The organism is Corynebacterium sp. HMSC078A10 (genome assembly GCF_001811565.1).
In the GTDB taxonomy this organism is placed as follows: domain Bacteria; phylum Actinomycetota; class Actinomycetes; order Mycobacteriales; family Mycobacteriaceae; genus Corynebacterium; species Corynebacterium hesseae.
This window is the reverse complement of record NZ_KV805195.1, coordinates 155,992-171,218: the sequence shown is the minus strand read 5'-3', so window position 1 is coordinate 171,218 and position 15,227 is coordinate 155,992. Positions and strand designations below refer to the sequence as shown.

15 protein-coding genes and 6 tRNA genes are annotated in these 15,227 nt (G+C 60.5%); 9 read left to right on the top strand and 12 right to left on the bottom strand.

Annotated features, from left to right (window positions below; all coding sequences use genetic code 11):
• Nucleotides 1-76: 76 nt before the first annotated feature.
• The 5 genes from HMPREF2808_RS04475 to HMPREF2808_RS04455 form a co-directional block, all read right to left on the bottom strand.
• Nucleotides 77-148, bottom strand: a tRNA-Val gene (locus tag HMPREF2808_RS04475).
• A gap of 59 nt (nucleotides 149-207) precedes the next feature.
• Nucleotides 208-283, bottom strand: a tRNA-Gly gene (locus HMPREF2808_RS04470).
• 38 nt (nucleotides 284-321) lie between these two features.
• A tRNA-Val gene (locus HMPREF2808_RS04465) sits at nucleotides 322-393 on the bottom strand.
• Nucleotides 394-425: 32 nt separating this feature from the next.
• Nucleotides 426-496, bottom strand: a tRNA-Cys gene (locus HMPREF2808_RS04460).
• 31 nt (nucleotides 497-527) lie between these two features.
• A tRNA-Gly gene (locus HMPREF2808_RS04455) sits at nucleotides 528-603 on the bottom strand.
• Nucleotides 604-959: 356 nt separating this feature from the next.
• Here HMPREF2808_RS04455 and HMPREF2808_RS04450 point away from each other — a divergent pair.
• From HMPREF2808_RS04450 to msrB, 5 genes are all read left to right on the top strand, one after another.
• A tRNA-Val gene (locus tag HMPREF2808_RS04450) sits at nucleotides 960-1,034 on the top strand.
• 269 nt (nucleotides 1,035-1,303) lie between these two features.
• Nucleotides 1,304-2,191 carry a TDT family transporter gene (locus HMPREF2808_RS04445; protein ID WP_083309027.1) on the top strand — a complete coding sequence of 296 codons (888 nt, stop codon included), beginning with the start codon at nucleotides 1,304-1,306 and terminating at the stop codon, nucleotides 2,189-2,191.
• Nucleotides 2,192-2,257: 66 nt separating this feature from the next.
• Nucleotides 2,258-2,908, top strand: coding sequence for a dihydrofolate reductase family protein (locus HMPREF2808_RS04440; protein ID WP_070623926.1), 651 nt, complete (start codon nucleotides 2,258-2,260; stop codon nucleotides 2,906-2,908).
• 11 nt (nucleotides 2,909-2,919) lie between these two features.
• Entirely contained in the window at nucleotides 2,920-4,116 is a 1,197-nt protein-coding gene (locus HMPREF2808_RS04435; protein ID WP_070522060.1) for a glycosyltransferase family 87 protein, read from the top strand.
• On the top strand, nucleotides 4,113-4,526 hold the full coding sequence (gene msrB, locus HMPREF2808_RS04430; RefSeq protein ID WP_070522057.1) for a peptide-methionine (R)-S-oxide reductase MsrB: 414 nt from the start codon (nucleotides 4,113-4,115) through the stop codon (nucleotides 4,524-4,526). Before HMPREF2808_RS04435 ends, msrB begins: the two co-directional genes overlap by 4 nt.
• Nucleotides 4,527-4,582: 56 nt before the next feature.
• On the opposite strand, the gene hemQ is transcribed toward msrB, so the two are convergent.
• On the bottom strand, nucleotides 4,583-5,284 hold the full coding sequence (hemQ, locus tag HMPREF2808_RS04425) for a hydrogen peroxide-dependent heme synthase (RefSeq protein WP_070522054.1): 702 nt from the start codon (nucleotides 5,282-5,284) through the stop codon (nucleotides 4,583-4,585).
• A 175-nt stretch (nucleotides 5,285-5,459) separates the two neighbouring features.
• On the opposite strand from hemQ, the gene HMPREF2808_RS04420 reads away from it, so the two are divergent.
• The gene (locus HMPREF2808_RS04420; RefSeq protein ID WP_070522234.1) at nucleotides 5,460-6,074 is read left to right on the top strand and encodes a DUF3000 domain-containing protein; all 615 of its coding nucleotides are present in this window, start codon (nucleotides 5,460-5,462) and stop codon (nucleotides 6,072-6,074) included.
• A gap of 1 nt (nucleotide 6,075) precedes the next feature.
• Nucleotides 6,076-7,299 carry an HRDC domain-containing protein gene (locus HMPREF2808_RS04415; protein WP_070522051.1) on the top strand — a complete coding sequence of 408 codons (1,224 nt, stop codon included), beginning with the start codon at nucleotides 6,076-6,078 and terminating at the stop codon, nucleotides 7,297-7,299.
• A 19-nt stretch (nucleotides 7,300-7,318) separates the two neighbouring features.
• Here HMPREF2808_RS04415 and dxs read toward each other — a convergent pair whose 3' ends face one another.
• The 5 genes from dxs to dut form a co-directional block, all read right to left on the bottom strand.
• On the bottom strand, nucleotides 7,319-9,217 hold the full coding sequence (gene dxs / locus HMPREF2808_RS04410; RefSeq protein ID WP_070522048.1) for a 1-deoxy-D-xylulose-5-phosphate synthase: 1,899 nt from the start codon (nucleotides 9,215-9,217) through the stop codon (nucleotides 7,319-7,321).
• A 105-nt stretch (nucleotides 9,218-9,322) separates the two neighbouring features.
• The gene (locus HMPREF2808_RS04405; protein WP_070623922.1) at nucleotides 9,323-10,618 is read right to left on the bottom strand and encodes a class I SAM-dependent RNA methyltransferase; all 1,296 of its coding nucleotides are present in this window, start codon (nucleotides 10,616-10,618) and stop codon (nucleotides 9,323-9,325) included.
• Nucleotides 10,611-11,321 (bottom strand): DUF3159 domain-containing protein, encoded by a 711-nt coding sequence (locus HMPREF2808_RS04400; protein ID WP_371325874.1) that lies wholly within the window; start codon nucleotides 11,319-11,321, stop codon nucleotides 10,611-10,613. The genes HMPREF2808_RS04405 and HMPREF2808_RS04400 overlap by 8 nt, the downstream gene beginning before the upstream one ends.
• 130 nt (nucleotides 11,322-11,451) lie before the next feature.
• On the bottom strand, nucleotides 11,452-12,408 hold the full coding sequence (locus HMPREF2808_RS04395; protein ID WP_070623920.1) for a DUF3710 domain-containing protein: 957 nt from the start codon (nucleotides 12,406-12,408) through the stop codon (nucleotides 11,452-11,454).
• Nucleotides 12,409-12,519: 111 nt separating this feature from the next.
• Nucleotides 12,520-12,996: a dUTP diphosphatase gene (gene dut / locus HMPREF2808_RS04390; RefSeq protein ID WP_070623916.1), complete on the bottom strand. Its 477-nt coding sequence runs from the start codon at nucleotides 12,994-12,996 to the stop codon at nucleotides 12,520-12,522.
• A gap of 132 nt (nucleotides 12,997-13,128) precedes the next feature.
• On the opposite strand from dut, the gene HMPREF2808_RS04385 reads away from it, so the two are divergent.
• Complete coding sequence (locus HMPREF2808_RS04385; RefSeq protein ID WP_070531297.1) at nucleotides 13,129-13,656, top strand: DUF3093 domain-containing protein; 528 nt, start codon at nucleotides 13,129-13,131, stop codon at nucleotides 13,654-13,656.
• 27 nt (nucleotides 13,657-13,683) lie between these two features.
• Here the strand turns inward: HMPREF2808_RS04385 and HMPREF2808_RS04380 are convergent, their stop codons facing one another.
• Entirely contained in the window at nucleotides 13,684-13,974 is a 291-nt protein-coding gene (locus tag HMPREF2808_RS04380) for a DUF4193 domain-containing protein (protein ID WP_070531301.1), read from the bottom strand.
• Between the two features lie 343 nt (nucleotides 13,975-14,317).
• On the opposite strand from HMPREF2808_RS04380, the gene ppgK reads away from it, so the two are divergent.
• Nucleotides 14,318-15,115 (top strand): polyphosphate--glucose phosphotransferase, encoded by a 798-nt coding sequence (ppgK, locus tag HMPREF2808_RS04375; protein WP_070531305.1) that lies wholly within the window; start codon nucleotides 14,318-14,320, stop codon nucleotides 15,113-15,115.
• Nucleotides 15,116-15,227 lie beyond the last annotated feature (112 nt).

Below are 15,227 nucleotides of genomic sequence, written 5' to 3'. Positions count from 1 at the left end.
AGGTGATGCGCTACCAACTGCGCTACATCCGCGCGACAAACCGGAGTTTGTCACGGAGTCCGTAAGGAACTCCCTGTGCGCGATACTGGGATTGAACCAGTGACCTCTTCCGTGTCAGGGAAGCGCTCTCCCACTGAGCTAATCGCGCTTATCCATTTATCAAGGCTATTTACTTGCTCAAGATTCCCTCTAGCATCAAGAAAGCCTTGGAGCGGATGACGAGACTCGAACTCGCGACCCTCACCTTGGCAAGGTGATGCGCTACCAACTGCGCTACATCCGCATTCGAAACCAGGCCCGGTTTCTAGGACTAAGTCCTTGTGCGCGATACTGGGATTGAACCAGTGACCTCTTCCGTGTCAGGGAAGCGCTCTCCCGCTGAGCTAAACGCGCTCACAGCACCCGAAGTTGGGCGCCAGCTTTTGAGGTGGAAACGGGAATCGAACCCGTGTGCACGGTTTTGCAGACCGTTGCCTCACCACTCGGCCATTCCACCGTGGCGATACCGCCTCACACACTACATGTGCTGGAGCGGATGACGAGACTCGAACTCGCGACCCTCACCTTGGCAAGGTGATGCGCTACCAACTGCGCTACATCCGCATTGCACGTTCCCGGCTGGTATGCCGTGGTGCGAGAAGAAACTTTATCGTGCACCGACCCAGTTTCCAAATCCGCAGCCCACAGCACTAATCCCCAACCATCCAACAGCGCATGGATTACATTAATGTGATTGAGACTGCGGTTACAGTGATTGCGCATGATTGCACTAGGAACACACTAGTACTGTCGGGAGAACTCCAAGATCCATCCGTTCTCGCACAGCCCTGAGTAGCCACTACACCCTTACAGTCGCGAGCAACCAACCAGAATAAATGCACGCAGAGTAAATGAAAGCACGGTTGAGCTGGACGATTAGGGGTTTCCATACGCGCGGTGTACCTTAAGTGCTGCACCGAGGTTCTATAGCTCAGTGGGAGAGCGTTCCGTTCACACCGGAAAGGTCGCTGGTTCAATCCCAGCTAGGACCACCATTAAAGCTGCAGGTAAAAGACGTGCAGCGTATAACACAAGCCTCCGCGTGGATACTATGTGGAAAACGAATCCGCATTTATCTGTTCACGCGGGGGTATTTTCTCATTGTTCCTGAAACTGGCCAAGAAAGCCAGACACGATAGCTCAACCCGTTGGGGCACGGCATGGTTGATAATGCCTGCACGATATTGGACCTGCCCCCGCGCGTAGTTACCCGATAACTCCATAATGGTTCAATAGCAACACGTGCAGGCATAGGGTGATAGATGTGCAGTTGCCAAAGTACGGCCCAGCCTGGGCAGGCTCCCTGATGGGAACCTCAATTGCGTCAACTTTGTCGGGTTTGCATGGTCTACGCGTAGGCCAAATTGTTTTTGCTCTTATCGCAGCTGTTCTGCTGGTGATTTTTACCGTGGGAACGAAAAATGAACCGCCTCGGCACCAGAATATGGCTGGGTGGGGCATGTACACGATGGGCCTGCTGGCGTGCGGCTCGGCATGGACCGCGCTGACCGGAACTGATGCCTTCCAGTTGGCAAGTTGGTGGATTGGCGCACCGCTTTCGGTCGTGGTCTGTCTGTGGCAGCTGTGGGGGTTGTTCAAACAGCAGCACCACTACGACAAGCCCGCGTTTCCTTGGGGGCTGGCGCTGGTCTCCCCCATGGTGGCGGCGACCTCCGCGGGTCAACTGGCTATCAATCACGGGCAGTACTACCACTATGCCGGTGAGCTGTGCTTCTTCCTCACATTCATCACCGCAATTCCGCTGTTCGCTTATTGCTATTGGTCTTTAGCACGTCGTCAAGATAGGCCGCGCGAGGCGGCTGCGGGTACGGCATGGATCCCGCTCGGCGTGGTTGGACAGTCAACGGCGGCCTCGACACTGCTTTTTAACGCCCACATCTACGGCATCATCATGTTCATCATTGGTGCGCCCTGCGTAGTATTCGCAATGTATTGCTTTTACCAAGCGGTAGTCGCGTGGGCCCCTTATGGCCCAGGCTGGTGGGGCTCCACATTCCCTGTCGGCACTTTGTGCCTTGGCTCCTGGGATGAAGGCTGGCACCGGTTGTCCCTTGCTTTATTGGTGCTCCTGCTATTGCATTGGGGAGCCTCTGCGCTGCGCTTCGGCACATGGCGGTTCCAACGCGCCTGATCACATACGCTCCGGCCAATCCCACGCCCTAAGCCGTCGTCGACATTTCAGGTACCGTGGGGCGCCATGAGTGACACTGCTCTGATAAAACACCTCATGGGGCCCGACCGAGAAGGAATCCGCTTGATTGCGGTGAGTACGCTCCACGGCTCCGCCACCATCGATGGAACCTCAGGGCCAATGGGCAACGCCACCGACGTTGAACTCTTCGCCGCACTGCGCGAGTGGGCCGACATTGCCGTCGTCGGCTCAGCCACGGTGAAGTCGGAAGAGTACGGACCGTCGACAAGCACGCGGCTCGCCGTACTCAGTCACTCCCTTGACTTTGCCGGGTTCGAGGGTTTCATTGCAGCAGGCCCCATCGTGCTTACCCCGGAGGAACGCGCATCGTCACCCGAGGCACGGCGCTTAGCCGACGCCGGCGCCGAAGTCATCAGCACAGGTACCGGAACCATGAGCGAGGCTATTGCTGCCCTTCGCGCCCAGGGCGCACGCCGCATCAGTTGTGAGGGCGGCCCTTCCGTGTACTCCGCCTTTATCGCCGAAGGGCTTGTGGACAAGCTCTATTTGACGCTCGACCCGCACCTATCGCCCTCCGTCGAAAAGCCCGTCATCGATGGCAAAGCCACCTCCCCTGCGCTCAAGCTCGAGTTGGAGAACGTTGCTGCTGTCGACAGCACGGTGTTTCTGCGCTATCGACGAACCCAAACACCGTAAACTGTGCTGCCGTGACTTCTCCGGCTCCCTCAACCTCAGATTCCGCGCGACTGTGGACGGCCGCCGCGTGGCCCGCCGCCATAGTCTTGGTTTTCCATCGCGTGTTCGTACTCGCCTTCAACGGCACGGTGACCGATGATTTCGGCACCGTCTACCGCGCAATCCGGAACCTGTGGGAGGGCAACCCGGTCTACGAACAGAACTATTCCTTCGTCGAGCCGCTCTACCTATACAACCCGGGCGCAACGCTCCTCCTATCCCCCTTGGGGCTTGTTTCCGAGGAACACGCGCGCATCGCCTTCATCCTGGCCAACGCCGCGGCCATCGTCGCCGCCTTGGCCCTACTGACTCGCTTCGTAGGCCACAGCCTGCGAGGCCCCTTGTGGCCAGTCAGCGTCGCTGCTGCCTTCGCTACCGAATCGGTCATCAACACGTTGGTCTTTACCAATATAAACGGCGTGCTACTACTCGCCATGGTGGCGTTTCTAGTCTTGTTGGATAAACACGGATGGGCCGCCGGGCTGTGCATCGGTCTGGCGATTCTGGTTAAGCCGCAATTTGCCCCGCTGCTCTTCCTCGCTTTAGTGCGCAAGCGCTGGCTCACTGCAGGTTTGGGCGTGGCTATACCGCTAGTGAGCAACCTTGCTGCTTGGCCGATCGTCCCGGGCGTGGAAGGCTTCCGCGCCAATCTTCTTCCCTACCTGGCGACAACGCGCGATTATGCCAATGCCTCGTGGCCGGGCGTGCGCGCTTACTTCGATCTCCCCGGCATCATCTACTACCCCATCTGGCTCCTTTTCGCGGCGCTAGCCGCAGTGGCCATCCTCGGGCTTCTACGCTGGCGCAACAGCGAGCCCACCTTCTGGGCGCTGAGCACAAGTGGTGCCATCATGGTCGGCATCTTCTTCCTTTCCTCCCTGGGTCAGCAGTACTACTCCATGTGGCTTATCCCCATGCTGTTTACGGTGATGCTCGGGCGCTCGGTCTTCCACACGTGGGGAGCATGGTTGGCCGCATTTTTATTCTTGGCGCCGCTCGAGTGGACGTCGACAAGCATGCCCACCGCCGCACACTGGATGAGCGTCTTCATCGCCACCATTGGGTGGGGACTGCTCATCGTGGTGACCGCCACCACCGTGGCCGGCTGGTGGTCCGCGGAGCGAGGCACTAGCCCAAAGCCTCAAGCTAGCGATAAACTCCCAGCATGACTGATTTCAAGCTCATTGCAGATACCGAATGGCGCAAGCGGTTAAGCCCCGAGGAGTACCACGTTCTGCGTGAGGCCGGAACGGAAGCACCGCACGTCGGCGAGTACACCAACACGACTACCGAAGGCGTGTACTCCTGCCGCGCCTGTGGTGCTGAGCTCTTCCGCTCCACGGAAAAATTTGAGTCGCACTGCGGCTGGCCGTCCTTCTTCTCCCCTCTGGCCGGCGACGCCATCATTGAGCGCGAAGACAATTCGCTGGGAATGCGCCGCATCGAGGTACTGTGCGCTAACTGTGAATCCCACCTCGGCCACGTCTTCGAAGGGGAGGGCTACGATACGCCGACGGACCTGCGCTACTGCATCAATTCCATCTGCCTCGATCTAGAAGAAAAGCCGGTCGAGGACTAAACCCTCAACCGGCTTCCGGCGCCTTTCGCGGCAGCTACCGCGAATTATCGCGGCTCTTAAGGCAGAATCGCGATGAGCTCCGCCACGTCCTTCACGCGACGGCCGGTGTGGAAAGGAATCTCCTCACGCACGTGGTGACGAGCCTCGGTGTAACGCATGAGGTACATCAGGTCCACGATGCGGTGCAGTTCCGGAGCCTCAAAGGCCAGGATCCACTCATAGTCACCCAGCGCGAAGGCCGGCACAGTGTTCGCGCGCACGTCCGGATAATCACGTGCCTGCATGCCGTGCTCCATGAGGATGCGGCGGCGCTTTTCCTCATCCATGGTGTACCAGTCATAAGAGCGCACGAAGGGGTAGACGGAAATCCACTCGCCGGGCTCTTCGCCCATAATGAAGGACGGCAGGTGGGACTTGTTGAACTCCGCTGGGCGGTGCAGTGCATTGCCCACCCAGGTCACCTCAGATACTTGGCCCAGGACGGTCTCGCGGCGGAAGTCCGCAAAGGCCTTCTGGATGTCGGCGAATTCCTCAGCGTGCCACCAGATCATGAAGTCAGCGCTCTCCCGCATCCCGGAGAGATCATAGATACCGCGAACGGTAACCACGCCTGCTTCCTCCAAATCCGCGAAGAACTTCTGTGCCTGCGCCACGATCTCCTCGCGCTCGGTGCCCAGCGCACCGGGGATTACTTGAAAAACCGCGTGCTGCGAATAGCGCTGGACCTTATTGAGCTCGGCGAAGTTGACCTTCGACATGCCTTTCTCCTTCTTTCAACCGACAGAGTTTCGCATCCATCATAAGTTGGAGACGACCCCTCGCGCCACTAGCCTTCGGCGCGCCTTCCACCGCCACGAGGGCGGAGCTTATACGTTGTTCCCCGTGAGCAATTCCGACGTTTCTTCGCGCAACCTCGCAGGGGCACCGACCAACCTGCACGATCGCGCCGCCGCCTCCCCCGCCGATTCGCGCCCTGCGGAGCCGAGCACCCCGGCCGCCTTCACGGAGGCCGTTGAGTCTCTCCATGCCGCACAGCTGCGCCCAGAAATCACGTTGGGCACCATCCGCCCACCGCAGCGGCTGGCACCGTTTAGCCACGCCATCGGCTTGGAAGTTGAACGCAACGAGCACGGGGCCATCATTCCCACCGACTCTGACGGCGATGCCTTCGGCCGCCTCATCCTGCTCCACGATCCCGGCGCTGAGGAGGCCTGGGAAGGCGCAATGCGCCTCGTGGCCTACATCCAAGCAGACTTGGACGATGCCGTCGCTGGGGATCCGCTGCTTCCCGACGTCGCCTGGGAATGGCTTACCGAATCCCTCGACGTGCGCGAGGCGACCCATACGAACCTGGGCGGCACCGTCACGTCGACCGCCTCGGTTCGATTCGGCGAGATCGGCGGCCCGCCGCGCGCCTACCAACTAGAAATGCGCGCCTCCTGGACCGCCGCCGGCCTAGATCTCGCCCCACACGTGGAAGCTTTTGCGCAAGTTCTTTCCCTCGTTGCAGGGCTGCCACCAGAAGGCGTAGCGGAGCTCGGGCGCTAACATGACTGAACTGCGCCAGGTACCGGTTGACGGAACACCAAAGGTCCTGCTTTCTCCCCGTGAATTTCACGCCGCCGCCGACCGCCTGGCAGCTGGAACTGGCCCCTTCGCCATCGACACCGAACGCGCGTCAGCTTACCGCTATGACGATCGCGCGTTCCTAGTACAGATTCGCCGAGAAGGTGCGGGCACTTTTTTGCTCGCCCCGGAACACCACAGGACTGAGCTTCGCGCGGCCTTAGCACCGGTGCTCAACGGCCAAGAATGGGTCGTCCATGCGGCCCCCTCCGATCTTCCTTGCCTAGCCTGGCTGGGCTTGTACCCAGGCAGGCTCTTCGATACCGAGCTGGCCGCCCGCTTCGCCGGCTTTGCCCACCCCAACTTGGCAGCAATGGTGCTGGAGCTTTTCGACGTCCAATTGGAAAAAGGCTACGGCGATTCCGACTGGTCCGAAACCCCCATTCCCCGGTCGTGGCGCAATTATGCGGCGCTTGACGTGGAGTTACTCAATGAGCTCGCTGTGACCTTGCGCGATATCCTCGCGGAGGAGGAAAAACTCGACTGGGCCTATGAGGAGTTTGAGAAGATAGTCGACGACCACGCGCGCATTAAAGGCCCCGAGCCCCGCTCGTGGCGGGATCTCAAGGGCGTGTCCTCGCTTCGCTCCGGCGAGCAGCTCGCCGTGGCTCGCGAGCTGTGGCAGCGCCGCGAATCTATCGCGCGCACCCAGGACGTGGCACCCAACCGAGTGCTACCGCACCGCGTGTTGGTGGACATTGCTCGCCGCGTGCCCCGCTCGCCACGCGAAATCAACCAAATCAAGGGTTTTCCCCGACGCCGCGGGGGTGCGACCTTGCGGTGGCTCGACGCGGTTGAAACCGCACTGGCCAGCCCGCGCCAGCAATGGCCGAAGGTACTGCGCAGCCCGCGCCCGGTTCCTTCCAAATCAGTTTTTAGCCGGGAGTTCCCCGAACTGTGGCAGCTCTACACCGAAATCCGTAGTGACTTCGAGGACCTCGGCGATGAGCTCGGCATGAGCTACGAGCTCATTCTCAAACCCAGCCTGCTACGCATGGCCGTGTGGGCGGCGTGTGGCCCAGAGGGTGGCGTCGCCGGGGAAATCACAAACGCTTCGGATATCCCCGATTTCCTACGTTCCCAGGGCGCGCGCGAGTGGCAAATCGAGCTTGCCTCCCCGCTTTTGTGCCACGGGCTGGAGCAGTAGCGCCCACTCCCCCGCGTTCTTAGCTGCGGGCAGCTACCCACTCGCTGACGGACTCTGCGATTCCCTCCGGAGTCAGCCCGAATTCCTCAAGAACCTCACCGCGGCTGGCGTGCTTGGGGAAACAGCCCGGCACGCCGAGTCGGTGCACGGGGGTATCCACATCGGCAGCATCGAGTGCTTCGGCCACCATGGAACCCACGCCGCCACGCAGGATCCCGTCCTCCACCGTGACCACGAGGTCATGATCCGCAGCCAGCGCGATAATGGATTGTGGGACCGGAACCGGCCAGCGCGGATCAACGACGGTCACGTTGAAGCCTTCGGCTTCCAACCGCTCGGCGGCCCCCAGGGATCGGGCACTCATGGCGCCGATGGAGACGATCAGAACATCCGTTGCGTCGGCCGCTGATTCAGCAGCATCGGAATAGCGCAGGATGTCGACGCCATCATCGAGGCGCTTGAGCTCCTCACAATCATCCAGCAGGTTGCCCTTAGGGAAGCGCACTACCGTCGGGCCATCCTCGATGGCAATTGCTTCATTGAAGAGCTCCCTTAAGCGGGCACCATCGCGCGGTGCGGCGATGCGCATACCCGGGACGATGCTCATCAGCGCCATGTCCCAGACACCATTGTGCGAGGGACCATCGGATCCTGTGACGCCGGCGCGATCGAGAACGATGGTGACGGGCAGCTTCAGCAACGCGATGTCCATGACCACTTGGTCCACTGCGCGGTTGAGGAAGGTGGAATACACCGCCACCACCGGGTGCATACCTGCCAGCGCCAGGCCGGACGCAGAGGCCATGGCATGTTGTTCTGCAATTCCGACATCGAAGAAGCGCTCTGGGAATTCCTCCTGGAATGGAGCTAATCCCGTTGGGCCTGCCATAGCGGCGGTTATCGCCACAATATCCTCGCGGGCATGACCGGCCTTGATGAGTTCCTCGGAGAAGGCCGCAGTCCATCCCGGTTGCTTCTGTCCTTTGGACACACCGGTGACTGGGTCGATAGCCCCCGTGGAGTGCATCTGGTCCTTCGGCTCATTGACCGCTGGGGCGAAGCCGTGGCCCTTCTCCGTGACCGTATGCACGATGATGGGGCCGTCATAGTCGCGGGCGTAGCTCAGTGCCCGGACCACGGCGTCGATATCGTGTCCGTTAATCGGACCAATGTATTTGATGCCCAGTTCTGGGAACATCTCGGTGGGCAGGACGGTGGACTTCACGCCTTCCTTGACCGCATGCAAAGCGTCAAAGGTGCGCTCGCCTACCCAACCCATGGACTTCAGGCGCTTCTTGCCCAGCGCCATGAACTCGTCATAGCCATGCTGCGCGCGGATGCGCCCAAGGTTTTCTGAGAGTCCGCCGATGGTCGGTGAATAGGAGCGGCCATTGTCATTCACGATGATGACAACGTTGCGGTCTTTATCCGCAGAAATGTTGTTGAGCGCTTCCCAACACATGCCGCCCGTCAGGGCGCCGTCACCGACAACCGCCACAGCATTGCGGTGCGATTCACCGCGAATCTTGAAGGCCTTGGACAGGCCGTCCACCGTGGACAGTGACGCCGAGGCGTGGGAGGATTCCGTCCAGTCGTGCTCAGATTCCCCGCGGTCCGTGTAGCCGGACAAGCCGCCCTTCTGGCGCAGCGTATCGAATTGATCGGCACGGCCCGTGAGCATCTTATGCACATATGCCTGGTGGGAGGTGTCAAAGACGATGGGATCTCGCGGGGAATCGAAGACGCGGTGGATCGCCACAGTGAGCTCCACAACACCCAAATTAGGGCCAAGGTGACCGCCGGTAGCGGACACCTTCTCAATCAAGCGCTGGCGAATCTCCGCCGCGAGCTCACCCAGTTGCGTCTTGCTCAGGGCTTTGAGATCGCCTGGTGATTGAATGGAATCCAGAATGCCCATAGAGCTTGCCTTAAACCCCTTCATCGATCGTTTTCTTCTCTACCACCGTACCCGCTAACACACGTGACACGTCAATCATTGCCCCGGCGCCACCCGAAGCGAAAGCTATGCCACCTGTGCCGCGGGGACCAACAGCGCCAGGGTTTCAAAGTGGTGCGTTCCGGGAAAAGCATTCACCATTGCTAAGCGCTGTATGCGGTAGCCGCTCTCAGACCACGCGGCGATATCGCGGGCAAAGGTAGCGGGATCGCATCCGATGTGCAGAACGCGTTGCGGCGCTGCCTCAGCAATTGCGCCCACCACATCCCGGCCAGCACCGGTGCGCGGCGGATCCAAAACCACCGTCGTTGGCTTTGGCAATTGGCTCGCTACCTGCTCCACCTTGTCGGTGCGAAAGTGCACGTCATACTCTGCAAGACCCGGCTGTGCCGCCGCAGCCGCTGGCGAGTAATCGACGGAAAACACGGTGGTGTGTCCGCCCTGGGGCGCCGTGACTTCTGCCAGAGCAGGAACGAAAAGCCCTACCCCTCCATAGAGGTCCCAAGCCGCTGCGTCGACCGCGGATTCATCTGCGGCACTGCTTTCTCCCGCCTCCACAGCAAGCCACTCGCGTGCGAGACTGGTGTACACGTCGGGCGCGCCCACGTGCGCCTGCCAAAAAGCGGTGGCCGGGAAACGAAACTCGTGACCGTCGGCACGCTGCACGACGTCCTCTGTCGGAGTCTCGATTATTTCCCGGATAGTCTCTATGCGCCGACCGCGCGGTGCTTTCCGCGTCTCGACGACGTGGCGGTTGCCATCGCTGTCCATGACCGCAATAACCTCCGCGCCAGGGCTAAAGGTGCGGGCGTCAGGCCCCACCAGACCTGCGACGAGGCCCGGCACCAGCTGGGTACACGCCACGTCTGTAATCAGCTCAGTGGAGCCGCGCTTGCGCACACCGGCACGGCCTTGCTTGTCGACGCCCAGCCGTACCCTCGTGCGCCACCCGCGCTGCGGTGCTACATCGATAGCCTCAATCTCGGGCACATCCTCAAGCCGGGCCACCCTATGTAGTTGATCGCGCAAGACGGCGGCCTTGATTCCTGGTTCCGCCGCAGGATCTAGCTCGGCGAAATCGCAGCAACCTGCACCGCGCTGTGCCGCGGGACACGAAGACTCGACGCGGTACTCACCTGGCTGGAGGACGGATATTATCTCCGCTTCCACGAAGGACTTCTTCGCCTTGGTAACCGTCGCCCTCACCTGGTCGCCCGGGAAAGCACTGGGGACGAAACACACGCGCCCGTCGGGCGCCTGACCGATTCCGACACCGCCGTGCCCCATGCGTTCGATGGTGGTGTCGAAGGACGCCCCTTTGACAACGCTTGAATCAGCAGCGTTGTGAGCACTCTCAGTCATGGATCCTCTCCTTGGTGTCTTCAGAGCTCTGTGCTCCTTCTACGCCCTGTGATTCCTCCACCGCGGCGTTGGCACGGCGAACCATCCAGACGGTCAAGATGGTGACGATGCCGGTTAGCGGCCACCCCATGAGGATGCGAACGATGCCGAGGGTGGTGGTGGCATCGGCGTCGTAAAGCGCGCGCTGCACCACGAAACGGGCAATGAAGACCGCGGCCCAACCCGCCGTTGCCAAGGCATAGGCTCGCCGTGCCTTCGGCACGATTCGCCACCCCATGCCATCGCCGTTGAGGCCTTTCCACACCACGCCGACAAGCGGCCAGCGCACGATGATGGAGACAACCGCCACGATGAACAGCACGAGCGACATCCAAATTCCATAAAGGAAGTAGCCCTTGGCGTCTCCTGTAAACCACGCGATACCGGCGCAGATGGCGACACCCAGCAACCCGGAAAATGCTGGCTGCAAAGTTTCTTTGCGCGCCAAACGCCACAGGCTGATAGCCAGCGCCACACCGAGCGCTGCGGCCAATGCAGGCCCCAGGCCCCACATGTTGTTAACCGGAATGAGCACCAGCACGGGCAGGGTCGCAGACACCAGACCGGTCAGGCCTCCCATTTGTTCGAGCAGCGACGGTTCTGCCTCAGGCGCTGGGGTCGCTGCTGCAGTCTGTTGTGGTGTCTCAGTATTCGTGGAGTCCATGGAGGCCTCAGAGGCGGGCGTAGTGCCGTGTTCGGTGGTATCGCGCCCTTCGGGCATAGGGGTGGTCACGTGTTTCAACAATCCTTTTCGGTAGTAGCCGGGAGGGTCACGGCCAATGGCCTAGGGCGCGCTACTTGTTCTCGTGGTCGTCGAGATTGCGCAATTGTTCGCGAGCCTCGGCCTCCGCGCCGCTTTCGGCGCCCGCAGCATTATCCGCTGGCGCGGAGTTTTGAGCGCTGGATGGTTGCGCTGCCTGTTGCTGGCGCTCCTGAAGCGCCTGCTGGACTTGCTCAGCGAGCTGCTGCGGCAGCATCACGGGAAGTGAACCTCCGGCAAGAATTGGCTGCTCGCCGCGATAGATAAAGGTGCGCGCGACGACTTCGCGTCCCAGCTGCGCTAGCTCCTCTTCCTTGCCCGCAGGAGCGGCCAAGGTCAAACGGTACATCCACCGCGGCCCTTCCACACCAATGATTCGGATTCCGCCCTTATCACTGGTGCCGACGATTTCAGAACCCCAAGGACCATCCTCCGGATGCGCTGTAAACCCATCTGCTTCCAAACCCTTGACGATGTCCTTGGCAGATTCCGCCCACTGCCCCGGCGTGCGCGGCGCGGCAAAGGCCACAGGCGTCATGCGTCCGTGCGGCGTAAGAATGTGGAGCATACGAGGGCCGTCTGGGCCCATTTCTACCTGCACCTGCGAGCCCTTCGGCAGCGGGATGCGCATCGAGCCCAGGTCCAAAAGGCCGACGGAGAAGTCCTCGAAGTTGAACTCGGCGATATCCACGTTGTCGCCGTCGTAGGGGCCCATCTCACCGTTGATGGCGTCGTGCGCCACGGCTTTTACCCCGGCAACACCTTCGACGTCATCCTGATCCTCGCGGACCAGCCCTGCACTGGCTTGTACAGGCCCCTCAGCGGTCGAACTTTCTCCGGCCTCCGTTGCCAAGCTCTCCGCCGACGCTGGTTCGGCCGTTGCTTCTTTTACTTCTTTGTCCGCGGCATCAGTGCGGACGGTGGTGTTCTTGTCCTGGCTTTCGTCCTTGCCAGCATCCTTCTTCTTTTTGCCAAAGGGCCACATCGCCATGGTTTTGTGCCTTCCTCATTCTGTGTCTTGTGCCGGATAACTTGTGTTTGTCGGATGTGGGGTTGCTCGGTATGGCCCGCGCACGCGCAGGCTTTGCCACGAGCAACTGATTCAGTTGACGCCAGTGGATCCGTACCCGCCATCGCCGCGAGCGGTGTCATCGAGTTCCTCGACTTCGCGGAAGCCCACGAGCTCCACTCGTTGGACAACAAGCTGGGCAATTCGCATCCCACGCTCGACCTCAAAGGTCTTATCGGGATCGTGATTAATAAGGCACACCTTAATCTCACCGCGATACTCCGCATCGATGGTGCCCGGCGTGTTGACCACGGAAATCCCGTGCTTGGCCGCCAAGCCCGAACGCGGGTGGACCAAACCTACCGTGCCCATTGGCAAGGCAAGAGCAATGCCAGTACCGACGAGCGCGCGCTCTCCGGGGCGCAGAGTAGCGTCATGCGCGGCGTAGAGATCCGCGCCAGCATCGCCACGATGGGCTCGCTGCGGCAGCGGAAGCTCCTTATCAAGGCGCTTGATCTGAATGTCTCCGAATGGACTTACCGGATCTACAAGGGGGTGTTGCTCATTCACGCGGCCCAGCCTACCTTGTCCCCACCATCCCCTACCCCGAGGGATGGAGCTTTGTGCCGCGTCTACCGCGGTTACCCGGCACCTTTGGTTGCGTTGGGTTCTGCCCTTCCCCGACGACTAGACTCAGAGGCCATGACTTCGAATTCATCGCCTGTTTCCCCCACAGCGTCTGCTGAATCGCCCGTCATCCTCTATCGCGAGCGCCAATGGGTGCCGTGGTACTGGTGGTTTATGGCTGCGTTCGTCGTGGCGATTTCCACGGCCACGGTCAGTCTCAACCGCGGCATCATGTGGGTCATTATTCCCGCCATTCTGCTTAGTGCCATCGCCGTGTGGGTGCTAGTGACGTGGTCCAACACAGTAGTTCAAGTGGAGCAGGATGCCGATGGCACCCGGTGGCTCACCGTGAAGGACGCACAGCTGCCTAGCGATGTTGTCTCCCGCAGTACCGCGGTGCCGGCCACCGCGCGGCGCAATGCGCTGGGACCACAGCTCGATCCGGCTGCTTTCCTTGTCACGCATGGCTGGGTTCCTGAGCACGTCATGCTCGTCCTCGACGACCCAGAGGATCCCACCCCCTATTGGCTCATCGGCTCCACCAACCCCGAAAAGCTCCTCGCGGCTTTCCTTCCAGAACAGGCGGCAGCCGCCCAAGGCTAAGAGTCACGCACAGGATGAACTGCTGCGCTAGGCGCAGTCCATGCAGACTGGCTGCCCATCCTCTTCGTGGTCGAGGCGCTTATTGGATTGCACCAGGTAGCACACAGAACAGGTGAATTCGTTTTCTTTACGCGGCACAACGGTGACATTGAGCTCCTCACCGGTCAGGTCCACTGACGGCGGCTCAAAAGCCTCGACGATTTCACCATCGTCATCCATGCCGTTGTTATCGTTTTCAGCCGCCTTCAGGCCCTCGAGGGAATCGGTCTCAAGGTCGTCTTCTGCGCGGCGACGCGGTGCGTCGTAATCGGTGGCCATAATGCTTGCCCCTGTGAGTCAGATTGATTGGTACGTCTATTTATCGACGGCATCCTAAACCACGCAAGCCCCCGTGTCACACTCGCCCCGCGATGGGGGCACCAACCGCCCCACCCCTCTACCCCCTACCCTGCGAATTTTAATAGGATGAGCTGGGCATTCACCGTTCTTGGAGTGCTGGATATTTTTCTGAGTATCACTCCTCACACCCACCCACAATGCGGTCACTAATACGGGAGCGGCTGCAGTCACTAATACGGGAACGGCACAGTGCCGACTCCGCCAGCGATACGAAACTCACACTGTTGCCACATCAACGCCGCGCTCAACATAGACTGTCAGTATGACCGCGCAAGAAGCACAGCACCAGGACACGACATTGAGCCTTGAGCACCAGGGCCATTCCTTTGGCATTGATGTTGGGGGCTCCGGCATCAAGGGCGCCGAGGTAGACCTCGCGACAGGCGAGTTCGTCGGTGACCGTCTGAAGATCGCTACTCCCCAGCCCGCTACGCCGGAAGCCGTAGCAAAAGTAATTGCCCAAATCGTCGCCGAAAAAGGCTGGGACGGCCCCGTCGGAATCACGATGCCTGCTGTGGTGAAAGGCCAAGTGATTCGCAGCGCGGCGAATATTGATAAGTCTTGGATTGGCGTGGATGCGCAGGATTTGTTGAGCCAGTACCTCGACGCGCCCTTCACCGTGCTTAACGACGCCGACGCGGCCGGCCTCGCCGAAGTGGCCTACGGTGATGACATTGCACGTTCGGGCCCCGTCATCTTCCTCACCCTGGGCACGGGCATCGGCTCCGCATTCCTTCTGGACGGCCAGCTCTTCCCCAATACGGAGATTGGCCACCTTATCGTTGGTGAGAAGGAAGCAGAGCACCAGGCGTCATCCGCGGTCAAGGAACGTGAAGGTCTCAAGTCCAAGCAGTGGGCAAAGCGCGTCAACCGCGTACTCCACGAGTATGAGGCGCTGTTTAACCCTTCAGCCTTTGTGATCGGTGGCGGAATCTCCCGCAAGTTCGACAAGTGGGGCGAGCACCTCAAAATTGAAACACCGGTCGTTGCTGCTCAGCTCCGCAATCGCGCGGGCATCGTGGGCGCGGCAATGGCGGCGAAGGAAGGAATTCGCCCCTAATCTATATCGTCCCAGCGTTCCCTAGTTGACCCCAGTCACCGCCTGTTGACAAAAATGATCTATACTGGGCTGTCGATTATCGAATATCCAGCGGCGCGCCTCCCTCGCTCAT